General features: G+C 42.3%; 13 protein-coding genes. 12 read left to right on the top strand and 1 reads right to left on the bottom strand.

All coding sequences use genetic code 11. From position 1 onward, the window contains the following. Positions 1-53: 53 nt before the first annotated feature. The gene (locus tag AC6I5C_RS01710; RefSeq protein WP_497903644.1) at positions 54-2,354 is read right to left on the bottom strand and encodes an FdhF/YdeP family oxidoreductase; all 2,301 of its coding nucleotides are present in this window, start codon (positions 2,352-2,354) and stop codon (positions 54-56) included. 241 nt (positions 2,355-2,595) lie between these two features. Between AC6I5C_RS01710 and kduI the strand changes: the two genes are divergently transcribed. The 12 genes from kduI (at position 2,596) to AC6I5C_RS01650 (ending at position 15,378) form a co-directional block, all read left to right on the top strand. Then, entirely contained in the window at positions 2,596-3,432 is an 837-nt protein-coding gene (gene kduI / locus AC6I5C_RS01705; protein ID WP_053976678.1) for a 5-dehydro-4-deoxy-D-glucuronate isomerase, read from the top strand. A gap of 5 nt (positions 3,433-3,437) precedes the next feature. Beyond that, a complete protein-coding gene (locus tag AC6I5C_RS01700; RefSeq protein WP_053976679.1) occupies positions 3,438-4,223 on the top strand; it encodes a gluconate 5-dehydrogenase in 786 nt (261 codons plus the stop codon). Positions 4,224-4,241: 18 nt separating this feature from the next. Beyond that, the gene (uxaC, locus tag AC6I5C_RS01695) at positions 4,242-5,636 is read left to right on the top strand and encodes a glucuronate isomerase (protein WP_497903643.1); all 1,395 of its coding nucleotides are present in this window, start codon (positions 4,242-4,244) and stop codon (positions 5,634-5,636) included. A 27-nt stretch (positions 5,637-5,663) separates the two neighbouring features. After that, positions 5,664-6,710, top strand: coding sequence for a sugar kinase (locus AC6I5C_RS01690; RefSeq protein WP_076662754.1), 1,047 nt, complete (start codon positions 5,664-5,666; stop codon positions 6,708-6,710). 85 nt (positions 6,711-6,795) lie between these two features. Further along, a complete protein-coding gene (locus tag AC6I5C_RS01685; RefSeq protein WP_053976682.1) occupies positions 6,796-7,467 on the top strand; it encodes a bifunctional 4-hydroxy-2-oxoglutarate aldolase/2-dehydro-3-deoxy-phosphogluconate aldolase in 672 nt (223 codons plus the stop codon). Between the two features lies 1 nt (position 7,468). Beyond that, the gene (locus AC6I5C_RS01680; RefSeq protein WP_497903642.1) at positions 7,469-8,446 is read left to right on the top strand and encodes a TRAP transporter substrate-binding protein; all 978 of its coding nucleotides are present in this window, start codon (positions 7,469-7,471) and stop codon (positions 8,444-8,446) included. 1 nt (position 8,447) lies between these two features. Continuing rightward, positions 8,448-8,909: a TRAP transporter small permease gene (locus AC6I5C_RS01675; RefSeq protein ID WP_076662756.1), complete on the top strand. Its 462-nt coding sequence runs from the start codon at positions 8,448-8,450 to the stop codon at positions 8,907-8,909. After that, complete coding sequence (locus tag AC6I5C_RS01670) at positions 8,909-10,204, top strand: TRAP transporter large permease (RefSeq protein WP_497903641.1); 1,296 nt, start codon at positions 8,909-8,911, stop codon at positions 10,202-10,204. The genes AC6I5C_RS01675 and AC6I5C_RS01670 overlap by 1 nt, the downstream gene beginning before the upstream one ends. A gap of 31 nt (positions 10,205-10,235) precedes the next feature. After that, on the top strand, positions 10,236-11,681 hold the full coding sequence (locus AC6I5C_RS01665; RefSeq protein ID WP_497903640.1) for a tagaturonate reductase: 1,446 nt from the start codon (positions 10,236-10,238) through the stop codon (positions 11,679-11,681). Positions 11,682-11,686: 5 nt separating this feature from the next. Then, complete coding sequence (locus AC6I5C_RS01660; protein ID WP_497903639.1) at positions 11,687-13,303, top strand: UxaA family hydrolase; 1,617 nt, start codon at positions 11,687-11,689, stop codon at positions 13,301-13,303. 24 nt (positions 13,304-13,327) lie between these two features. Further along, on the top strand, positions 13,328-14,797 hold the full coding sequence (locus tag AC6I5C_RS01655; protein ID WP_497903638.1) for a right-handed parallel beta-helix repeat-containing protein: 1,470 nt from the start codon (positions 13,328-13,330) through the stop codon (positions 14,795-14,797). Positions 14,798-14,886: 89 nt separating this feature from the next. Beyond that, positions 14,887-15,378, top strand: a complete 492-nt coding sequence (locus AC6I5C_RS01650; protein ID WP_497903637.1) for a hypothetical protein — start codon at positions 14,887-14,889, stop codon at positions 15,376-15,378. Positions 15,379-15,407: the final 29 nt, after the last annotated feature.

Here is a 15,407-nt window from a genome sequence, read left to right as displayed (position 1 = left end):
TGCGAAGCATTCATGAATACCTACAAATAAAATGGATGAATAAAAGAGTGTTTTCAACTACGAAGCTCCAAACTCACCTTAATCGACTTACTAATTGGCGTATGACTCTTATCCGCAAACTGATCAATAGGAATCAAGGCATTGGTTTCTGGGAAATAAGCCGCTAAATTCCCTTGAGGGATGTTATAGGCCACTACAATAAACCCATATACCTTGCGCTCCACACCGTTGTAATGGCTCATGATGTTCACCACATCGCGTTGGGCAAAGCCTGCTTGGTCCATATCCTTGGGGTTCATGAAGATCACTCGGCGCTCGTTATGGATACCACGGTAACGGTCGTCCAGCCCATAGATGGTGGTGTTGAACTGATCATGCGAACGAATGGTCATCAATAAATATTCGCCCTCGTGCAATTCGTGTTTAGGCGCTTGGGTAATGCTGAACTGGGCCCGTTGGTTGGGCAGTCGGCTAAAGTCTAAACGGCGTACATTGTTGGGTAAGTAATAGCCGCCATCTTTAGATTTGGTATTTACATCCTTAAAGCCTTGGACCACTTGCCCTAATTTCTCACGTACCAAATCATAGTTAGACCCCAAAGAGAGCCAATCTACAGGATGGTTGCCTTGAAAATAAGCATGGGCAATACCTGAGACTATTTCGGGTTCGCTCTTTAAATGCGAGGAGGCCGGGGGTAACATGCCCTTGGTTTGGTGTACCACACCCATACTGTTTTCTACGGTTAAATGACGGCGCGAGTTGCCTTTCATGTCAATTTCCGAACGACCCAAAGTAGGCAATATCAAGGCGGTTTGACCAGTGATAAGGTGGCTTCTGTTCAATTTGGTGCTGATCTGCACGGTGAGTTCACAGCGTTGCAGGGCTTCTGCTGTAAATTCGGTATCCGAGGCAGCTGAGACAAAGTTACCGCCTAAGCCTATAAATACCTTAGCGTCTTTATTGTGCATGGCCTGAATGGCGTGTACCACATCATAACCCGACTTGGTGGGTGGGTCAAAATTGAAGGTGTCCTTTACGGCCTGGTTGTAGTTTTTGGACACATAGTGCATGATTCCTACGGTTCGGTCGCCTTGTACATTGCTGTGCCCGCGTACTGGGCAGGTACCGGCACCGGGCTTGCCAAGACTGCCTTTCAACAGGAGTAGGTTGACACATTCCTTGATGTTGTCGACACCGTTTTTATGTTGTGTAAGGCCCATGGCCCAACAGATGATAATCTTGCTTGATTTGGCGAGGATGTTGACCACCTCGTCAATGAGGTGCGAAGGCACGCCACAGGCGTTCAACAGGGCTGCTTCCGAATCGTTGCCAAGGTTTTTGATAAGGGCATCATAACCGTGGGTGTAGGTCTTGATGAATTCATGATCAAATACCTGTTGCCCTTGTTGGTCTAAAGCAGCCAAACGTTTTTGGATGAGTTTTAGCAGGGCAATATCCTGGTTAATTTTTACCTGTAGGTGAATGTCGGTAAGGGCTACGCCACTACCTAAAAGACCATTCACTTCCTGTGGGTTTTTAAATCGGATTAGGCCAGCTTCTTCCAACGGGTTGATGCTTATAACCGTTCCTCCATTGCTCTTGCATTTTTCAAGCGCCGACAGCATACGCGGATGGTTGGTACCTGGGTTTTGACCAATGACCATCACCACTTCGGCTTTGTTAAAGTCTTCCAGCGTTACCGAACCTTTGCCGATCCCTAAGGTTTCCGAGAGGCCAACACCACTGGATTCGTGACACATATTGGAGCAGTCGGGCATGTTGTTGGTGCCAAAAGCACGGGCGAACAGACCGTACAAAAAGGCCGCCTCGTTACTGGAGCGTCCGGATGTGTAAAAAATGGCCTCGTCTGGATGTTGAAGGCTATGCAACTGCTCTGCAATAAGGCTAAAGGCCTCGGCCCAAGAGATGGGTTCGTAATGAATGCTATTGGGGCGCAGTACCATAGGCTCCATTAAGCGGCCACTGCGACCTATTTCATAGTCGGACCAACGTGAAAGTTCCTCCACCGAATATTTGCTGAAAAAGTCCCGGTCTACCTTTTTGGTGGTGGCCTCTTCGGCAAGGGCTTTGGCCCCATTTTCGCAGTATTCCCCAAGGTTGGAACGCTTTTCAGGATCGGGCCATGCGCAACCAGGGCAATCAAAACCTCCTTTTTGGTTCATGTGAGACAGGGTGCGCAAGCCGCGTACAATGCCCATTTCCTTATAAATATGCTCAAAGGCTACCTTTATGGCGGGTGTGCCGGCGGCATATTGGCCTGGACTTGTGAGTTCTAGACCTGTGAATTCTGGGTTGCTATGTATGCTGATATCGCGCTTGCGTGTTTTGCTCATGGGGTATTGTAATTAACTTGTAAAAAGGGCTTGATTTGTAACAAAGGGATAAAATTACAATTTTTAAGGGGATGTGTTTTAATTTATCGCAAATTAACCGTATTTTTTATGTGAAATTCATAATGCCGCAATAACCACGAACAGAGGGTATTCGTGGTTTTTTTGTTGGGGCAGGGGTAAAATGATAGGATATATCATAATTTATACTATATTTGTGTAATCGATTACATAAAACAGAGATATGACACATTCAGAATTTAGGTATGCATCCCATCCAGTAGATGCCAGAGCCTACGGAACAGAGGAATTACGCCAACACTTTTTAATCCCTAACTTATTCGTTGAGGATCAGATTAATTTGACGTATTCCATGTACGATAGGTATGTGGTTGGAGGGGCCATGCCTGTTGGTAAAGAATTGAAGTTGGAAACCATTCCTTACTTAAAGTCTGAAAACTTTTTGGACCGTAGGGAAATGGGAATTGTAAATGTGGGCGGTCGAGGAACCGTGACCGTAGATGGCGAAGTGTTTGAATTGGCTAAGAAGGAGGCGCTATACATTGGAAAAGATACCAAGGATGTGGTGTTTGCCAGTGCCGAAGGAGAACAGGCCTTGTTCTATATCAATTCTGCACCGGCCCATACAAAATACCCAACCATGAAAGTTGGGAAGGAAAATGCCGAAGTTATTGAGTTAGGAGACGAGAAGTATGCCAACAAGCGCATCTTGAACAAATTGATCGTGAACAGCATTGTAAAAACCTGTCAGTTACAAATGGGATTGACCGAGTTATTGCCAGGGAATGTATGGAACACGATGCCTGCCCATACCCACACCAGACGTATGGAGGCCTATTTCTATTTTGATTTGGAAGAAGGGCAAACCATTAGTCACTTTATGGGAGAGCCAGAACATACACGCCATATTTTTATGGAAAGCAATCAGGCGGTATTGTCGCCAGAGTGGTCTATCCACTCCGGATCGGGAACCTCTAACTACTCCTTTATTTGGGGAATGGCTGGGGAGAACCTAGACTATGGCGATATGGATACCCGTACTCCTAACGAATTAAGATAGGCCCTATGACACTATTTGATTTAACGGGAAAAATTGCCTTGGTCACAGGAGGTACCCATGGTCTTGGAATGGCTATGGCCGAAGGACTGGCAGACGCAGGCGCACAATTGATCATAACCAGTACCACACCAGCCAAATTGGAAGCGGCTCTAGAGCACTACCGTGGCAAGGGCTATCAAGCATCGGGCTATCTCTTTGATGTAACCGATGAAACCTTGGCGGCACAGATGGTGGAGCAAATGGTACAGGAACAGGGCGAAATTGATATCCTGGTGAACAACGCCGGGATCATTAAAAGAGAACCTGCCTTGACTATGAAAATTGACGAGTTCAGACGTGTGGTTGATGTAGACTTGGTTGGTGCCTTTATCATGGCGCAACTAGTGGGTAACCGCATGGTGAAGAACGGTGGTGGAAAGATCATCAATATTTGCTCCATGATGAGTGAATTGGGACGCAATACCGTAAGTGCCTATGCTGCTGCCAAAGGTGGTTTGAAGATGCTTACACGTAACCTTGCTACCGAATGGGCTAAGTACAACATTCAAGTGAATGGGATTGGTCCTGGGTATTTTGCGACCTCGCAAACGGCACCTATCCGTGTGGATGGACATCCTTTCAATGAATTTATCATCAACAGAACCCCTTCTGCGCGTTGGGGGAATCCTGAAGATTTAGCCGGAACCGCTGTGTTCTTGGCCTCTAGAGCTAGTGACTTTGTCAATGGCCAAATTGTATATGTGGATGGGGGAATCCTTGCAACCATTGGGAAACCGTCCAACGAAGATTAACAACAAACAAAAAAGGATATGTCATTTATACATGATAATTTTCTGTTAGAAACGAAGCAGGCCCAAGAGTTGTACCACAACTACGCGGCCAAAATGCCTATTATAGATTACCATTGCCATTTGCCGCCGGCAGATATTGCCAATGATACCGTGTTTGAAAATATTACCAAGATTTGGATCAATGGCGACCACTACAAATGGCGCGCCATGCGTACCTTGGGTGTAGACGAAACCTATATCACAGGAAATGCTTCCGATAAGGAGAAGTTTGCGCATTGGGCCAAAACCGTGCCTTATACCATGCGAAACCCTTTGTACCATTGGACGCATTTGGAGTTGGCACGTTATTACGACGTATACGACCTGTTGAGTGAGAAGACTGCCGATGCTGTGTATGCAAAAACAGCAGAGTTGTTGAACTCGCCAGGCTATAGCTGCCAAAACTTGTTGAAGAAAATGAATGTGGAGGTGGTGTGTACTACTGAGGACCCAATAGATTCTTTGGATCACCACGCGAGATTGGCACAAAGCGATGCTACAGTGAAAATGAGCACCGCTTTTAGACCAGATAAGGCCATCATGATAGGCAGCGATGCCTTCAATGCCTATTTGGACAGTCTTGAAAAGGTGGCCGAAATGGACATTCGTACTTATGACGATTTGAAAACGGCTTTGCGCAAGCGTATCGACTATTTCCATGAACATGGTTGTCGCTTGTCAGATCATGGATTGAACCAAATTTCATTTGAACCTGCTACCGAAAGTGAAGTGAAAGCTATTTTCTCCAAAAAACGAGAAGGGAAAGCTTTGAGCCGTACTGAGGTGCTTCAATTTGAAACAGCTGTGTTGTTATACTTGGCTGAAACTTATCACGAGTTGGGCTGGGTACAACAGTACCACTTAGGAGCTTTAAGAAACAACAATACCCGTATGTTGGCACAATTGGGGCCAGATACCGGATGGGATTCTATTGGGGATTATTCCCAAGCAGAAACCTTGTCGAAGTTCTTAAATGCCTTGGATACCAAAGACAAATTGACCAAGACTATTTTGTACAACCTTAATCCTGCCGATAACGAGGTGATGGCTACCATGATTGGAAACTTCAATGATGGGACTATCAAAGGAAAAGTGCAATTGGGCTCCGGTTGGTGGTTCTTGGACCAAAAGGACGGGATGGAAAAACAAATGAACGCCCTGTCCAATATGGGATTGATCAGTTGCTTTATTGGAATGTTAACCGATTCCAGAAGCTTTATGTCTTTCCCGCGCCATGAATATTTCCGTAGAGTGTTGTGCAACCTGTTTGGAAACGAAATGCACAGAGGCGAATTGCCAAACGATATGGAATGGATTGGCAAACTGGTGTCTGACATCAGTTATAACAATGCAAACGAATATTTTAAATTTTAATAAACTAATAAAAAACAATACATACCAATGAAAAAAGTAGTCACTTTTGGAGAGATTATGTTGCGCTTGGCGCCTCCAGGATTTTTGAGATTTTCACAGACCAATTCGTTTGATGTAGTGTACGGAGGAGGAGAATCCAATGTTGCTGTGTCGTTGGCAAATTATGGGGTTCCTGTAGATTTTGTGACCAGATTACCTAAAAACGATATTGGAGAATGTGCCCTTATGGAAATGCGTAAAAGAGGGGTAAATACACAAAACATCATCTTTGGTGGTGACCGTTTGGGAATCTACTTTTTGGAAACTGGAGCCGTATCCCGTGGTTCTAAAGTGGTGTATGACAGAGCGCATTCTGCCATTAGTGAAATTCAACCGGGAATGATCGATTGGGATCAGGTATTTGAAGGCGCAGGATGGTTCCACTGGACTGGGATTACACCAGCGATTTCCCAAAGTGCTGCCGATGTGTGCTTGGAAGCTGTAAAAGCGGCAAGTGCCAAGGGGATCACCATTTCAACCGATTTGAACTATCGTGCTAAATTATGGAAGTATTGTGATGCGGCGCATAGAGAAAAAATCATGACCGAATTGACGGCTTACTGTGATATCGTTCTAGGAAATGAAGAAGATGCAGAAATGCACTTTGGAATCAAGCCAGAAGGGATTTCAGTACAAACAGAAGGGCACAATGTAAAAGCAGAAGCCTTCTTGTCTGTATGTCAACAAATGATGGAGAAATTCCCAAAGGCCAAAAAAGTGATCACGACCTTGAGAGGGTCTATTTCGGCATCCCACAACACATGGGCAGGGGTATTATACGATGGTAAAACAATGTTTGAAACCCGTCAGTACCAAATCACTGATATTGTGGATCGCGTAGGTGGTGGAGATTCCTTTATGGGAGGTTTGATCTATGGATTGTTGGAATATCCAGAAGATGATCAAAACGCATTGGATTTTGCGGTAGCAGCGTCCTGCTTGAAGCACACTATTAAAGGTGATGCCAACTTGGTAACCATCGATGAGGTTAAAAAATTGATGGGAGGAGATGCTTCCGGAAGAGTAGCGAGATAATTCAACAGACAATAAATATTGGGTACATACATGTTGGGTTAGTCTAATTCCCAACATGTAGGCCCATCTTCAATAGTAAACTAAAATGGCACAATATTCAAGACTAGAAGTGGCTAGTGTGATGAAAGAAACAGGAATGGTTCCTTTGTTCTTTCACAGAGATATAGAATTAAGCAAAAATGTATTAAAGGCCTGTTATGACGGGGGTGCCCGCTTAATGGAATTTACCTCAAGAGGGGATTTTGCCCATGAGGTGTTTGGGGAATTGGTAAAATATGCCAATGCCAACCTACCGGGAATGATTTTGGGTGTAGGCTCGGTAACCGATGCGGCAGCAGCCTCATTGTATATGCAATTGGGAGCCAATTTTGTGGTAACCCCAGTATTGCGTGAAGATATTGCGGTGGTATGTAACCGCAGAAAAGTATTATGGTCTCCTGGATGTGGCACCTTGACTGAAATTGCACGTGCCGAAGAATTAGGCTGTGAAATTGTAAAGTTGTTCCCTGGGGATATTTACGGACCTCAATTTGTAAAAGGCGTAAAGGGCCCTCAGCCTTGGACTTCTATCATGCCAACAGGAGGTGTGTCACCAACCGAAGAAAACTTAAAAGCTTGGTTTGATGCCGGTGTAACCTGCGTAGGAATGGGTTCTCAGCTTATTTCCAAGGACGTATTGGCAAACAAAGATTTTAAAGGTCTGGAAGCTAAAGTAAGAGAAGCTTTGGACATCATTAAAAAAGTACAAAACAAATAGCATGCATCATAAACTAATTGTAGCCTTTTCCTTTTTGGGACTACTGCTTATGGGCTGTAGTGATCTTCAGGAACATCGCGTTATTAAACTAGGCCATGGTTTGGACGTGAACCATTCGGTACACAAGGCCATGGAAAAAATGGGCGAGGACCTGGCCCAAATTTCAGGAGGAAAAATGCAATTGGAAATATACCCCAGCCAACAATTGGGGACCGAAAGGGAGTGTTTAGAGCTGCTTCAGATAGGTAGTTTGGACATGACCAAAGTATCTTCTGGGGTGATGGAGAACTTCTCCCCAAATATGAAGGTGTTTGGAATTCCGTTCTTGTTTAGGGATCGCGCCCATTCCTTTGAAGTATTGGACGGCCCTGTTGGTAAACAATTGTTGGATGGAGGTACTAAATACTGGCTGAAAGGTTTGGCGTACTACGATGCAGGTAGCCGAAGCTTTTACACTAAGGATAAGCCTATTCACACGCCAGAGGATTTAAAGGGATTGAAGATTCGCGTTATGGAAAGTGTGACCGCCATTGATATGGTTAAAAGCCTTGGAGGTTCGCCAACACCTATTTCTTGGGGAGAATTGTACACCTCATTGCAACAGGGGGTTGTAGATGGTGCTGAGAACAATCCGCCTAGTTTTTATCTCTCACGTCACTACGAAGTTTGTAAGTATTACAGTTTGGACGAGCATACGGCCTTACCTGACGTTTTGTTGATTGGAACGCACCTTTGGGAGCGCCTTTCTGATCAAGAAAAGGAGTGGTTGCAGGAAGCTGTGGACAAATCGGTGGTATACCAACGTGAATTGTGGGCGGAAGCGGAAGCGGAAGCCTTGAGAGAGGTTCAAAAGGCAGGTGTGGAAATTATTAGACCGGATAAAACACTCTTTTCAGATAAGGTGCAAGGCATTTACGAGCAATATAAAAGCAATCCTGAAATGTATCGTTTAATCCAACAAATTAAGGAAACCGAATAATATGGTGCTTAGAGAAAAAATAGACAATGTGTTAAGCAAAGCGCTCATTATTATCATGAGCGTTATGGTGGTAAATGTACTGTGGCAGGTCTTTACCCGTTTTGTGGTGGGAACGCCCAGTTCCTTTACCGATGAGTTGGCCCGTTACTTAATGATTTGGTTAGGGGTTTTAGGGGCAGCTTATGTGTCCGGAAGAAATATGCACGTAGCCATTGATGTAATTCCTTCTAGAAGTAGTGGAAAGATTCAAAGAAGGTTGCACTTATTGGTGTATGGATTGATCATTCTGTTTGCTTTTGCGGCTATGGTTGTAGGTGGTATACGATTGGTGTATATCACCTTTTTGTTGGGACAACATTCCCCGGCACTGCAAATTCCGTTGGCCTTCGTGTATATGGTGATTCCTTTAAGTGGCCTGCTCATTATTTATTACAAAGTTTCAGATATTAAAAAGACCTTATAATGGATATTATCCCAATATTAGTTTTAGTACTCAGTTTTGTTTGTTTTTTGGCCATTGGAGTACCGGTGGCTTGGAGTATTGCCATTTCGGCTTTATTGACCATGTTGGTAAGTATCCCTGCCATGCCTGCTTTTACGACTATTTCACAGCGTATAGGAACAGGTTTGGATAGTTTTGCCTTGTTAGCAATTCCCTTTTTCGTCCTCTCGGGACAGCTCATGAATAAGGGAGGCATCGCCCATAGGCTCATTGCCTTTGCCAAAACTTTGGTGGGAGCATTACCAGGAGGCTTGGCCTTGATCAATGTCATTGGTGCCATGTTGATGGGAGCGATTGCAGGATCGGCGATGGCATCGGCTTCGGCTATGGGGAGCATCTTAGGGCCAGAAATGGAAAAGGAAGGCTATTCCAAAGAATTTGGCGCAGCGGTAAACATTACCTCTGCTACCACGGGATTGGTAATTCCACCAAGTAATGTATTGATCGTTTACTCACTTGCCAGTGGTGGTGTGTCTATTGCAGCCTTGTTTTTGGCAGGTTATATTCCTGGAATTTTAACAGGGTTGTTCTTGATGATTGTGGCGTCCTTTTGGGCTAAAAAGAAAAAATATAAGTTAGGAAAACGCAGTTCTTTAAGAGAGGTATTTAAAACCTTTATCGTAGCGGTGCCTAGTTTGTTTTTATTGGTAGTGGTTATTGGAGGAATTGTTTCTGGTATTTTCACGGCTACAGAAGCTTCGGCTATTGCGGTGCTGTACACCTTACTTCTAGGGTTCTATTACAAAGAAATTTCCTTTAAAAGCTTACCGAGTATTTTGTTGGATTCTTCCGCAACTACAGCAATTGTAATGTTGCTTATTGGGACCTCCATGAGTATGTCTTGGGTGCTTTCCTATGAAAGTATTCCTCAGAACATTAGTTCGGTATTGCTAGGTATTAGCGATAACCCAATCATTATTTTATTGATCATTAACCTACTCCTATTGTTTGTGGGAGTGTTTATGGATATGACACCAGCGGTGTTGATTTTTACCCCCATCTTTTTACCGGTTGTGACCAAGTTGGGGATGAATCCCGTGCATTTTGGAATCATCATGGTATTGAACCTTTGTGTGGGCCTTTGTACGCCTCCGGTAGGTTCGGTGCTGTTTGTTGGGGTTGGTGTGGCCAAAACCAGTATAGAAAAAGTAATAAAGCCTTTAATACCATTGTTTTTGGCAATGATTTTGGCCTTGTTCTTGGTAACTTATTTCCCGCAATTATCCTTGTGGTTACCAAGCTTATTTGACCTTTAATATTTGAATTACGAACGTAGAATTTCATACAATGAAAACATTAAATAGAGAAAACCTAAGCATTAACGAGCAACTGCCAATCAAGGTGGTGCAATTTGGAGAAGGAAACTTTTTAAGAGCTTTTGTGGATTATGCCATTCAGGAGCTTAACAAAAAAGCTGGTTTCAATGGTGGTGTTGCCGTAGTGCAGCCTATTGAACATGGGATGGTGAATATGCTGAATGATCAAGATGGCTTGTACACCTTGTTTATGAACGGTATTAAGAAGGGTGAGGAAATCCGTGACAAGGAATTGGTGACCTCTATTGTGAAAGGGATTAATCCGTATAACGATTTTGATCAGTATTTGGCTTTGGCCAAGGAAGACAGTTTGGAATTTGTTATTTCCAATACTACCGAAGCCGGTATCGCCTACGATACCAATGATACTCTAGATATGCAACCGCAAAAGTCTTTTCCAGGAAAACTGGCAGCCTTGTTGTATCACAGGTTTCAATATTTCAATGGAGATGCTTCAAAAGGCCTGACGATTATTCCATGTGAATTGATCAATTATAATTCGGATACGCTTAAAGATATCATTTTAAGATATGTTGAGGAATGGGAATTGGGAGATGCCTTTAAACAGTGGGTTGAAGAGCATAATAGTTTCCACAATACCTTGGTGGATAGAATCGTGCCTGGGTATCCAAAAGATGAAATTGAGAGCTATAATGCCATGTTGGACTATAGTGATAATTTGATTGTAACGGCAGAAACCTTTTTCCTTTGGGTAATTGAAGGAGGTGACGATCTTAAAAAGAAATTACCATTCGAAAAGACTGGTTTGGATGTGAAGATTGTAGACAACATGCAGCCATATAGAACACGAAAAGTACGCATCCTGAATGGGGCGCATACCGCTTTGGTGCCGTTGTCTATTCTCTATGGAAATGAAACTGTAAAACAATCAGTAGACGATGCCTTTACGGGAGCATTTTTGAATGCAGCGGTGTTTGAGGAGATTATTCCAACCTTGGATATGGACAAAGCAGAATTGGAGACCTTCGCAGATGAGGTGTTCGACAGATTTAGAAATCCGTTTATCAAGCATTTGTTGTCAAGTATCGCTTTGAATTCGGTATCGAAATTTAAAGTGCGCGTATTGCCAAGCCTTTTGGAATATGTGGCCGAAAAACAAGCGTTGCCAAAGCATTTAACTTATGCTATGGCCTGCTTGATTCAATTTTACAAAGGCCAATGGAAAGAAATGACATTGCCTGTGAATGATAGTGAAGACGTGGTAGCAGAGTTCAACCGAATATGGGCGTTGCCAAATCTTGATGAGGTAGCCAAGGAAACTTTGGGGAATGTTGAATTTTGGGGTGAAGATTTAAATAAGGTAGAAGGTCTGACCGGTGCCATTACGTTAGCTTTACAAGAAATAGAGACTAAAGGAATTGAACAAGGTTTGAAGGAGTTTAAAGACAAAATTTAAGCATTATGCAAGAGAAATTAATTAAGGTCCATCCATCGGATAATGTGGCCGTAGCATTGATAGATTTGAATGCAGGTGAGGAGGTGACCTTTGAGGGAAACACTATCAAAGTGATTTCTCATGTAAAGGCAAAGCATAAAATAGCTCTTTCCAATTTTGATACGAATGACCGTATCATTATGTATGGTGTACTGGTTGGAAAAAGCAATAAGCCTATAGCTTTGGGCGAGGTGCTTACCACCGAAAATGTAACGCACCAAAGTGAAAAAGTATATAAGAAAACGGGCGATATTGGTTGGTCGGTTCCTGAAGTTAATAAATGGAAAGACAGAACTTTTATGGGTTACCACAGGGAAGATGGACAAGTAGGAACCGAAAATGTATGGTTGTTTTTCCCTTTGGTATTCTGTGAAAACAGAAATATCGAAAAGCTTAAGGAAGTTTTTGAAAAGGAACTTTTGCAACAGCAAGTAAGCCAACAGCAGTTGCTGTTAAGGGCTTTGGTGAATGGAGATGAAGGGGATGAAAGTCAGCTAAAAAATGCGACTTCCAACCGCGTATTTGACAATATTGAAGTGAAATTTATCACCCATGCCGGTGGTTGTGGAGGTATTCGTCAGGATTCTGAAAGTTTGGCGAGACTATTGGCGGGCTATGTGAACAATCCTAACGTAGCTGGTGCTACGGTATTGAGTTTGGGCTGTCAAAATTTGCAGATTCAGATATTTAAGGATGCATTGGAAGCCATCAATCCGAATAATAAAAAGCCTGTTCAAATATTTGAACAACAGCAAATGGGAACGGTAGATGACATGTTATCTACCATTATCAAAGAATCTTTTGTGGGCATAAAAGAGGCCAATAACATTAAAAGAGAACCTGCACCGCTTTCTAAATTGAAAGTAGGTTTGGAGTGTGGTGGTTCTGATGGGTTTTCAGGTATTTCTGCCAATCCAACATTGGGCTATACCTCTGATATGTTGGTGGCTTTGGGAGGCACTGCTATTCTTGCCGAATTTCCAGAGTTATGTGGGGTAGAGCAGGAATTGGTAAATAGATGTGTTGAAGAAGAATCTGCCAATAAGTTTTTGCAATTGATGCAGGCTTTTGAAAAGTCGGTGGTAGATGCAGGGTCTGGATTCGATATGAACCCTTCTCCTGGAAACATCAAAGATGGCTTGATTACAGATGCTATGAAATCGGCTGGAGCAGCTAAAAAAGGAGGGACTTCACCTATTGTCGATGTGTTGGATTATGGCGAATACATTCATAAAGCCGGATTGAACCTGTTGTGTACGCCTGGTAATGATGTAGAGAGTACGACAGCTTTGGTAGGTTCTGGAGCTAATTTGGTGCTGTTTACCACAGGTTTGGGAACACCTACAGGGAATCCTATCGCACCAATTGTAAAGGTGTCTTCCAATACAGAATTGGCAACGAAAATGCCGGACATTATTGATGTGGATACAGGCGGTGTAATACGTGGAGAAAAGTCCATTGCAGAAATGGCTGATGAGATGTTGGAATATATTGTAGCGGTAGCGAGCGGAGAGGTGAAAACCAAAGCGCAGCTGCTCAATCAAAACGATTTTATACCCTGGAAAAGAGGGGTGTCTCTATAATATTAATTTAATTCTTTGCCTGGTATGAGGAAGTTTAGTTTTCAGTTACTTGTATTGTCTTTAGTGTTATTTGCGGTTGGTTGTAGTAATGATTCTTCGGATGTTGAGGAGATTCAAGTCACTTCTATAACCATACTTGGCGAAACAATAACAGATGGGTTAAGTAGTCAATTATCTGTGCAAATTGTGCCTGCGAATGCTACAGAAACCTCGCTGACTTGGTCTGTTTCAGATCCTTCGGTAGCTACAATTTCCAACAATGGTTTATTATCGGCTGTGTCTAATGGATCTGTAAATGTTACGGCTACTTCTCAAGATGGTTCGGGTGTTTTTGGAGAACGTTCATTTACCATATCAGGAGTAGGAGTTGGCCCAGTAATAGTTGTTCAGACCAGTCAGGAAATTACCGAGGCTATTATCACTGCTTCAGCAGGAGATATTATTTATGTTAAAGGAGGTGAATATCAATTTGCATCTACCATTAATTTTAGTGCAGATGGAACTTCAGAAGATGCCATTATTTTCATGGGTGATCCAGATGACTCTGAGCGTCCACAATTCAATTTCTCTGCGATGTCTGAAAACTCAAGTAATAGAGGGATACAACTTTCCGGAGACAATTGGCATATTAAAGGGATTGATGTTTTTGGAGCTGGGGACAACGGAATGTATATAACGGGACACTATAATCTTGTGGAATTTTGTACGTTTAGCGAGAATGCCGATTCTGGATTGCAAATTTCAGGAGGTGGAAGTAATAACACGATCTTAAATTGTGATTCCTTTTACAATGCCGATTCTTCACTTGAAAATGCCGACGGTTTTGCATGCAAACTAACAGCTGGAACTGACAATAAATTTATTGGATGTAGGGCTTGGCAAAATTTGGATGATGGCTGGGACGGTTATTTGCGCGATAATGATAATATTACTACCTATTATGAAAATTGTTGGGCCTTTAAAAATGGCTACTTAATGGATGGTAGTGCTGGAGTTGGCGACGGTAACGGATTTAAAACTGGCGGTAGCGATGACAAAACTCTAAAGCATCATGGTGTTTATAAAAACTGTATTGCTGCGGGAAATATTTATGACGGTTTTGATCACAATAGTAATAGAGGTGATATAGAATTGTATAATTGTTCGGCATATAACAACGGACGTAATATCAGTTTTAGTAGTACCAATATTGCGAACTTCCTATTGATTAAGAATTCATTGTCATTTGAAGGGAACAATTCCGATTTATATTCGGCAACCCAAACAGATATTTCCAATAATGGATGGCAGTCTGGATTAACAACAAATGCTTCAGATTTTGTGAGTTTGGATATGGATCTTTTAGCGTCTCCAAGAAATGCCGATGGTAGTTTGCCGGATATTGATTTTTTAAAACTATCATCAGGTAGTGACTTAATTGATCAAGGGGTTGATGTTGGCTTGCCGTTTTTAGGTGCAGCTCCTGATATTGGGGCTTTTGAGTATCAAGACTGATAGCTACTTTTTGGTGGTTTTCAATAAGACTATTGGTTTATATTCTATGTTTTAATGTTGTGCCCAATTAAATAATATGGCTGATCTCGATGACAATCTTTCCTACTCAAAAATATCTCATTAAACTTCAGGAAGATTATTCGGTATCACTAAATGAGTTGCAAAAGAAAACTATATCAAACGAACAATTTGTTTCTAATTGGGATAAACAATCATTCATTGGAGAAATTAATGAATCAGGATTTGAGTTAAAACTTTCGAAAAAACTATATGGTTCCTTTTGTGTTTTTAAGGGAAAACTAATAAAAGAAAATGGAATTTTAGAAATCAGAATTAATAAATTAATAAGGATTATTCTATCGGCTTTATTTCTATTTCCAATTATTGGGATGACAACTTCTATAATAAAAAATGGCTTAAAAGACTCATTGGGCCTTTTAACTCCAACACTATTGCTTATCCTCATTCTTCGTTTTGTTTTTATTGAGTTGATTTTTCGAATTATAACTAAAAATGGACTAAAAAAATTGACAGAAATAATCGGTATTGAAAAGATGAAAACTGGGCACAACATCGTGTAAGAAGCATTGCCTTCGATTTTCCTTCGGAA

Source organism: Mangrovimonas sp. sgz306409 (genome assembly GCF_059735265.1).
Note: the sequence above shows the minus strand (reverse complement) of the source record. Positions and strands in the feature narration are given on the sequence as shown.

Excerpts from the sequence above, each read along its gene's own strand:
- AC6I5C_RS01680 (WP_497903642.1), top strand. The coding sequence starts at position 7,469 with ATGCATCATAAACTAATTGTAGCCTTTTCCTTTTTGGGACTACTGCTT.
- AC6I5C_RS01710 (WP_497903644.1), bottom strand. The coding sequence starts at position 2,354 with ATGAGCAAAACACGCAAGCGCGATATCAGCATACATAGCAACCCAGAA.
- AC6I5C_RS01650 (WP_497903637.1), top strand. The coding sequence starts at position 14,887 with ATGACAATCTTTCCTACTCAAAAATATCTCATTAAACTTCAGGAAGAT.
- AC6I5C_RS01690 (WP_076662754.1), top strand. The coding sequence starts at position 5,664 with ATGAAAAAAGTAGTCACTTTTGGAGAGATTATGTTGCGCTTGGCGCCT.
- AC6I5C_RS01665 (WP_497903640.1), top strand. The coding sequence starts at position 10,236 with ATGAAAACATTAAATAGAGAAAACCTAAGCATTAACGAGCAACTGCCA.
- AC6I5C_RS01675 (WP_076662756.1), top strand. The coding sequence starts at position 8,448 with ATGGTGCTTAGAGAAAAAATAGACAATGTGTTAAGCAAAGCGCTCATT.
- AC6I5C_RS01660 (WP_497903639.1), top strand. The coding sequence starts at position 11,687 with ATGCAAGAGAAATTAATTAAGGTCCATCCATCGGATAATGTGGCCGTA.
- AC6I5C_RS01670 (WP_497903641.1), top strand. The coding sequence starts at position 8,909 with ATGGATATTATCCCAATATTAGTTTTAGTACTCAGTTTTGTTTGTTTT.
- AC6I5C_RS01655 (WP_497903638.1), top strand. The coding sequence starts at position 13,328 with ATGAGGAAGTTTAGTTTTCAGTTACTTGTATTGTCTTTAGTGTTATTT.
- kduI (WP_053976678.1), top strand. The coding sequence starts at position 2,596 with ATGACACATTCAGAATTTAGGTATGCATCCCATCCAGTAGATGCCAGA.
- AC6I5C_RS01700 (WP_053976679.1), top strand. The coding sequence starts at position 3,438 with ATGACACTATTTGATTTAACGGGAAAAATTGCCTTGGTCACAGGAGGT.
- uxaC (WP_497903643.1), top strand. The coding sequence starts at position 4,242 with ATGTCATTTATACATGATAATTTTCTGTTAGAAACGAAGCAGGCCCAA.
- AC6I5C_RS01685 (WP_053976682.1), top strand. The coding sequence starts at position 6,796 with ATGGCACAATATTCAAGACTAGAAGTGGCTAGTGTGATGAAAGAAACA.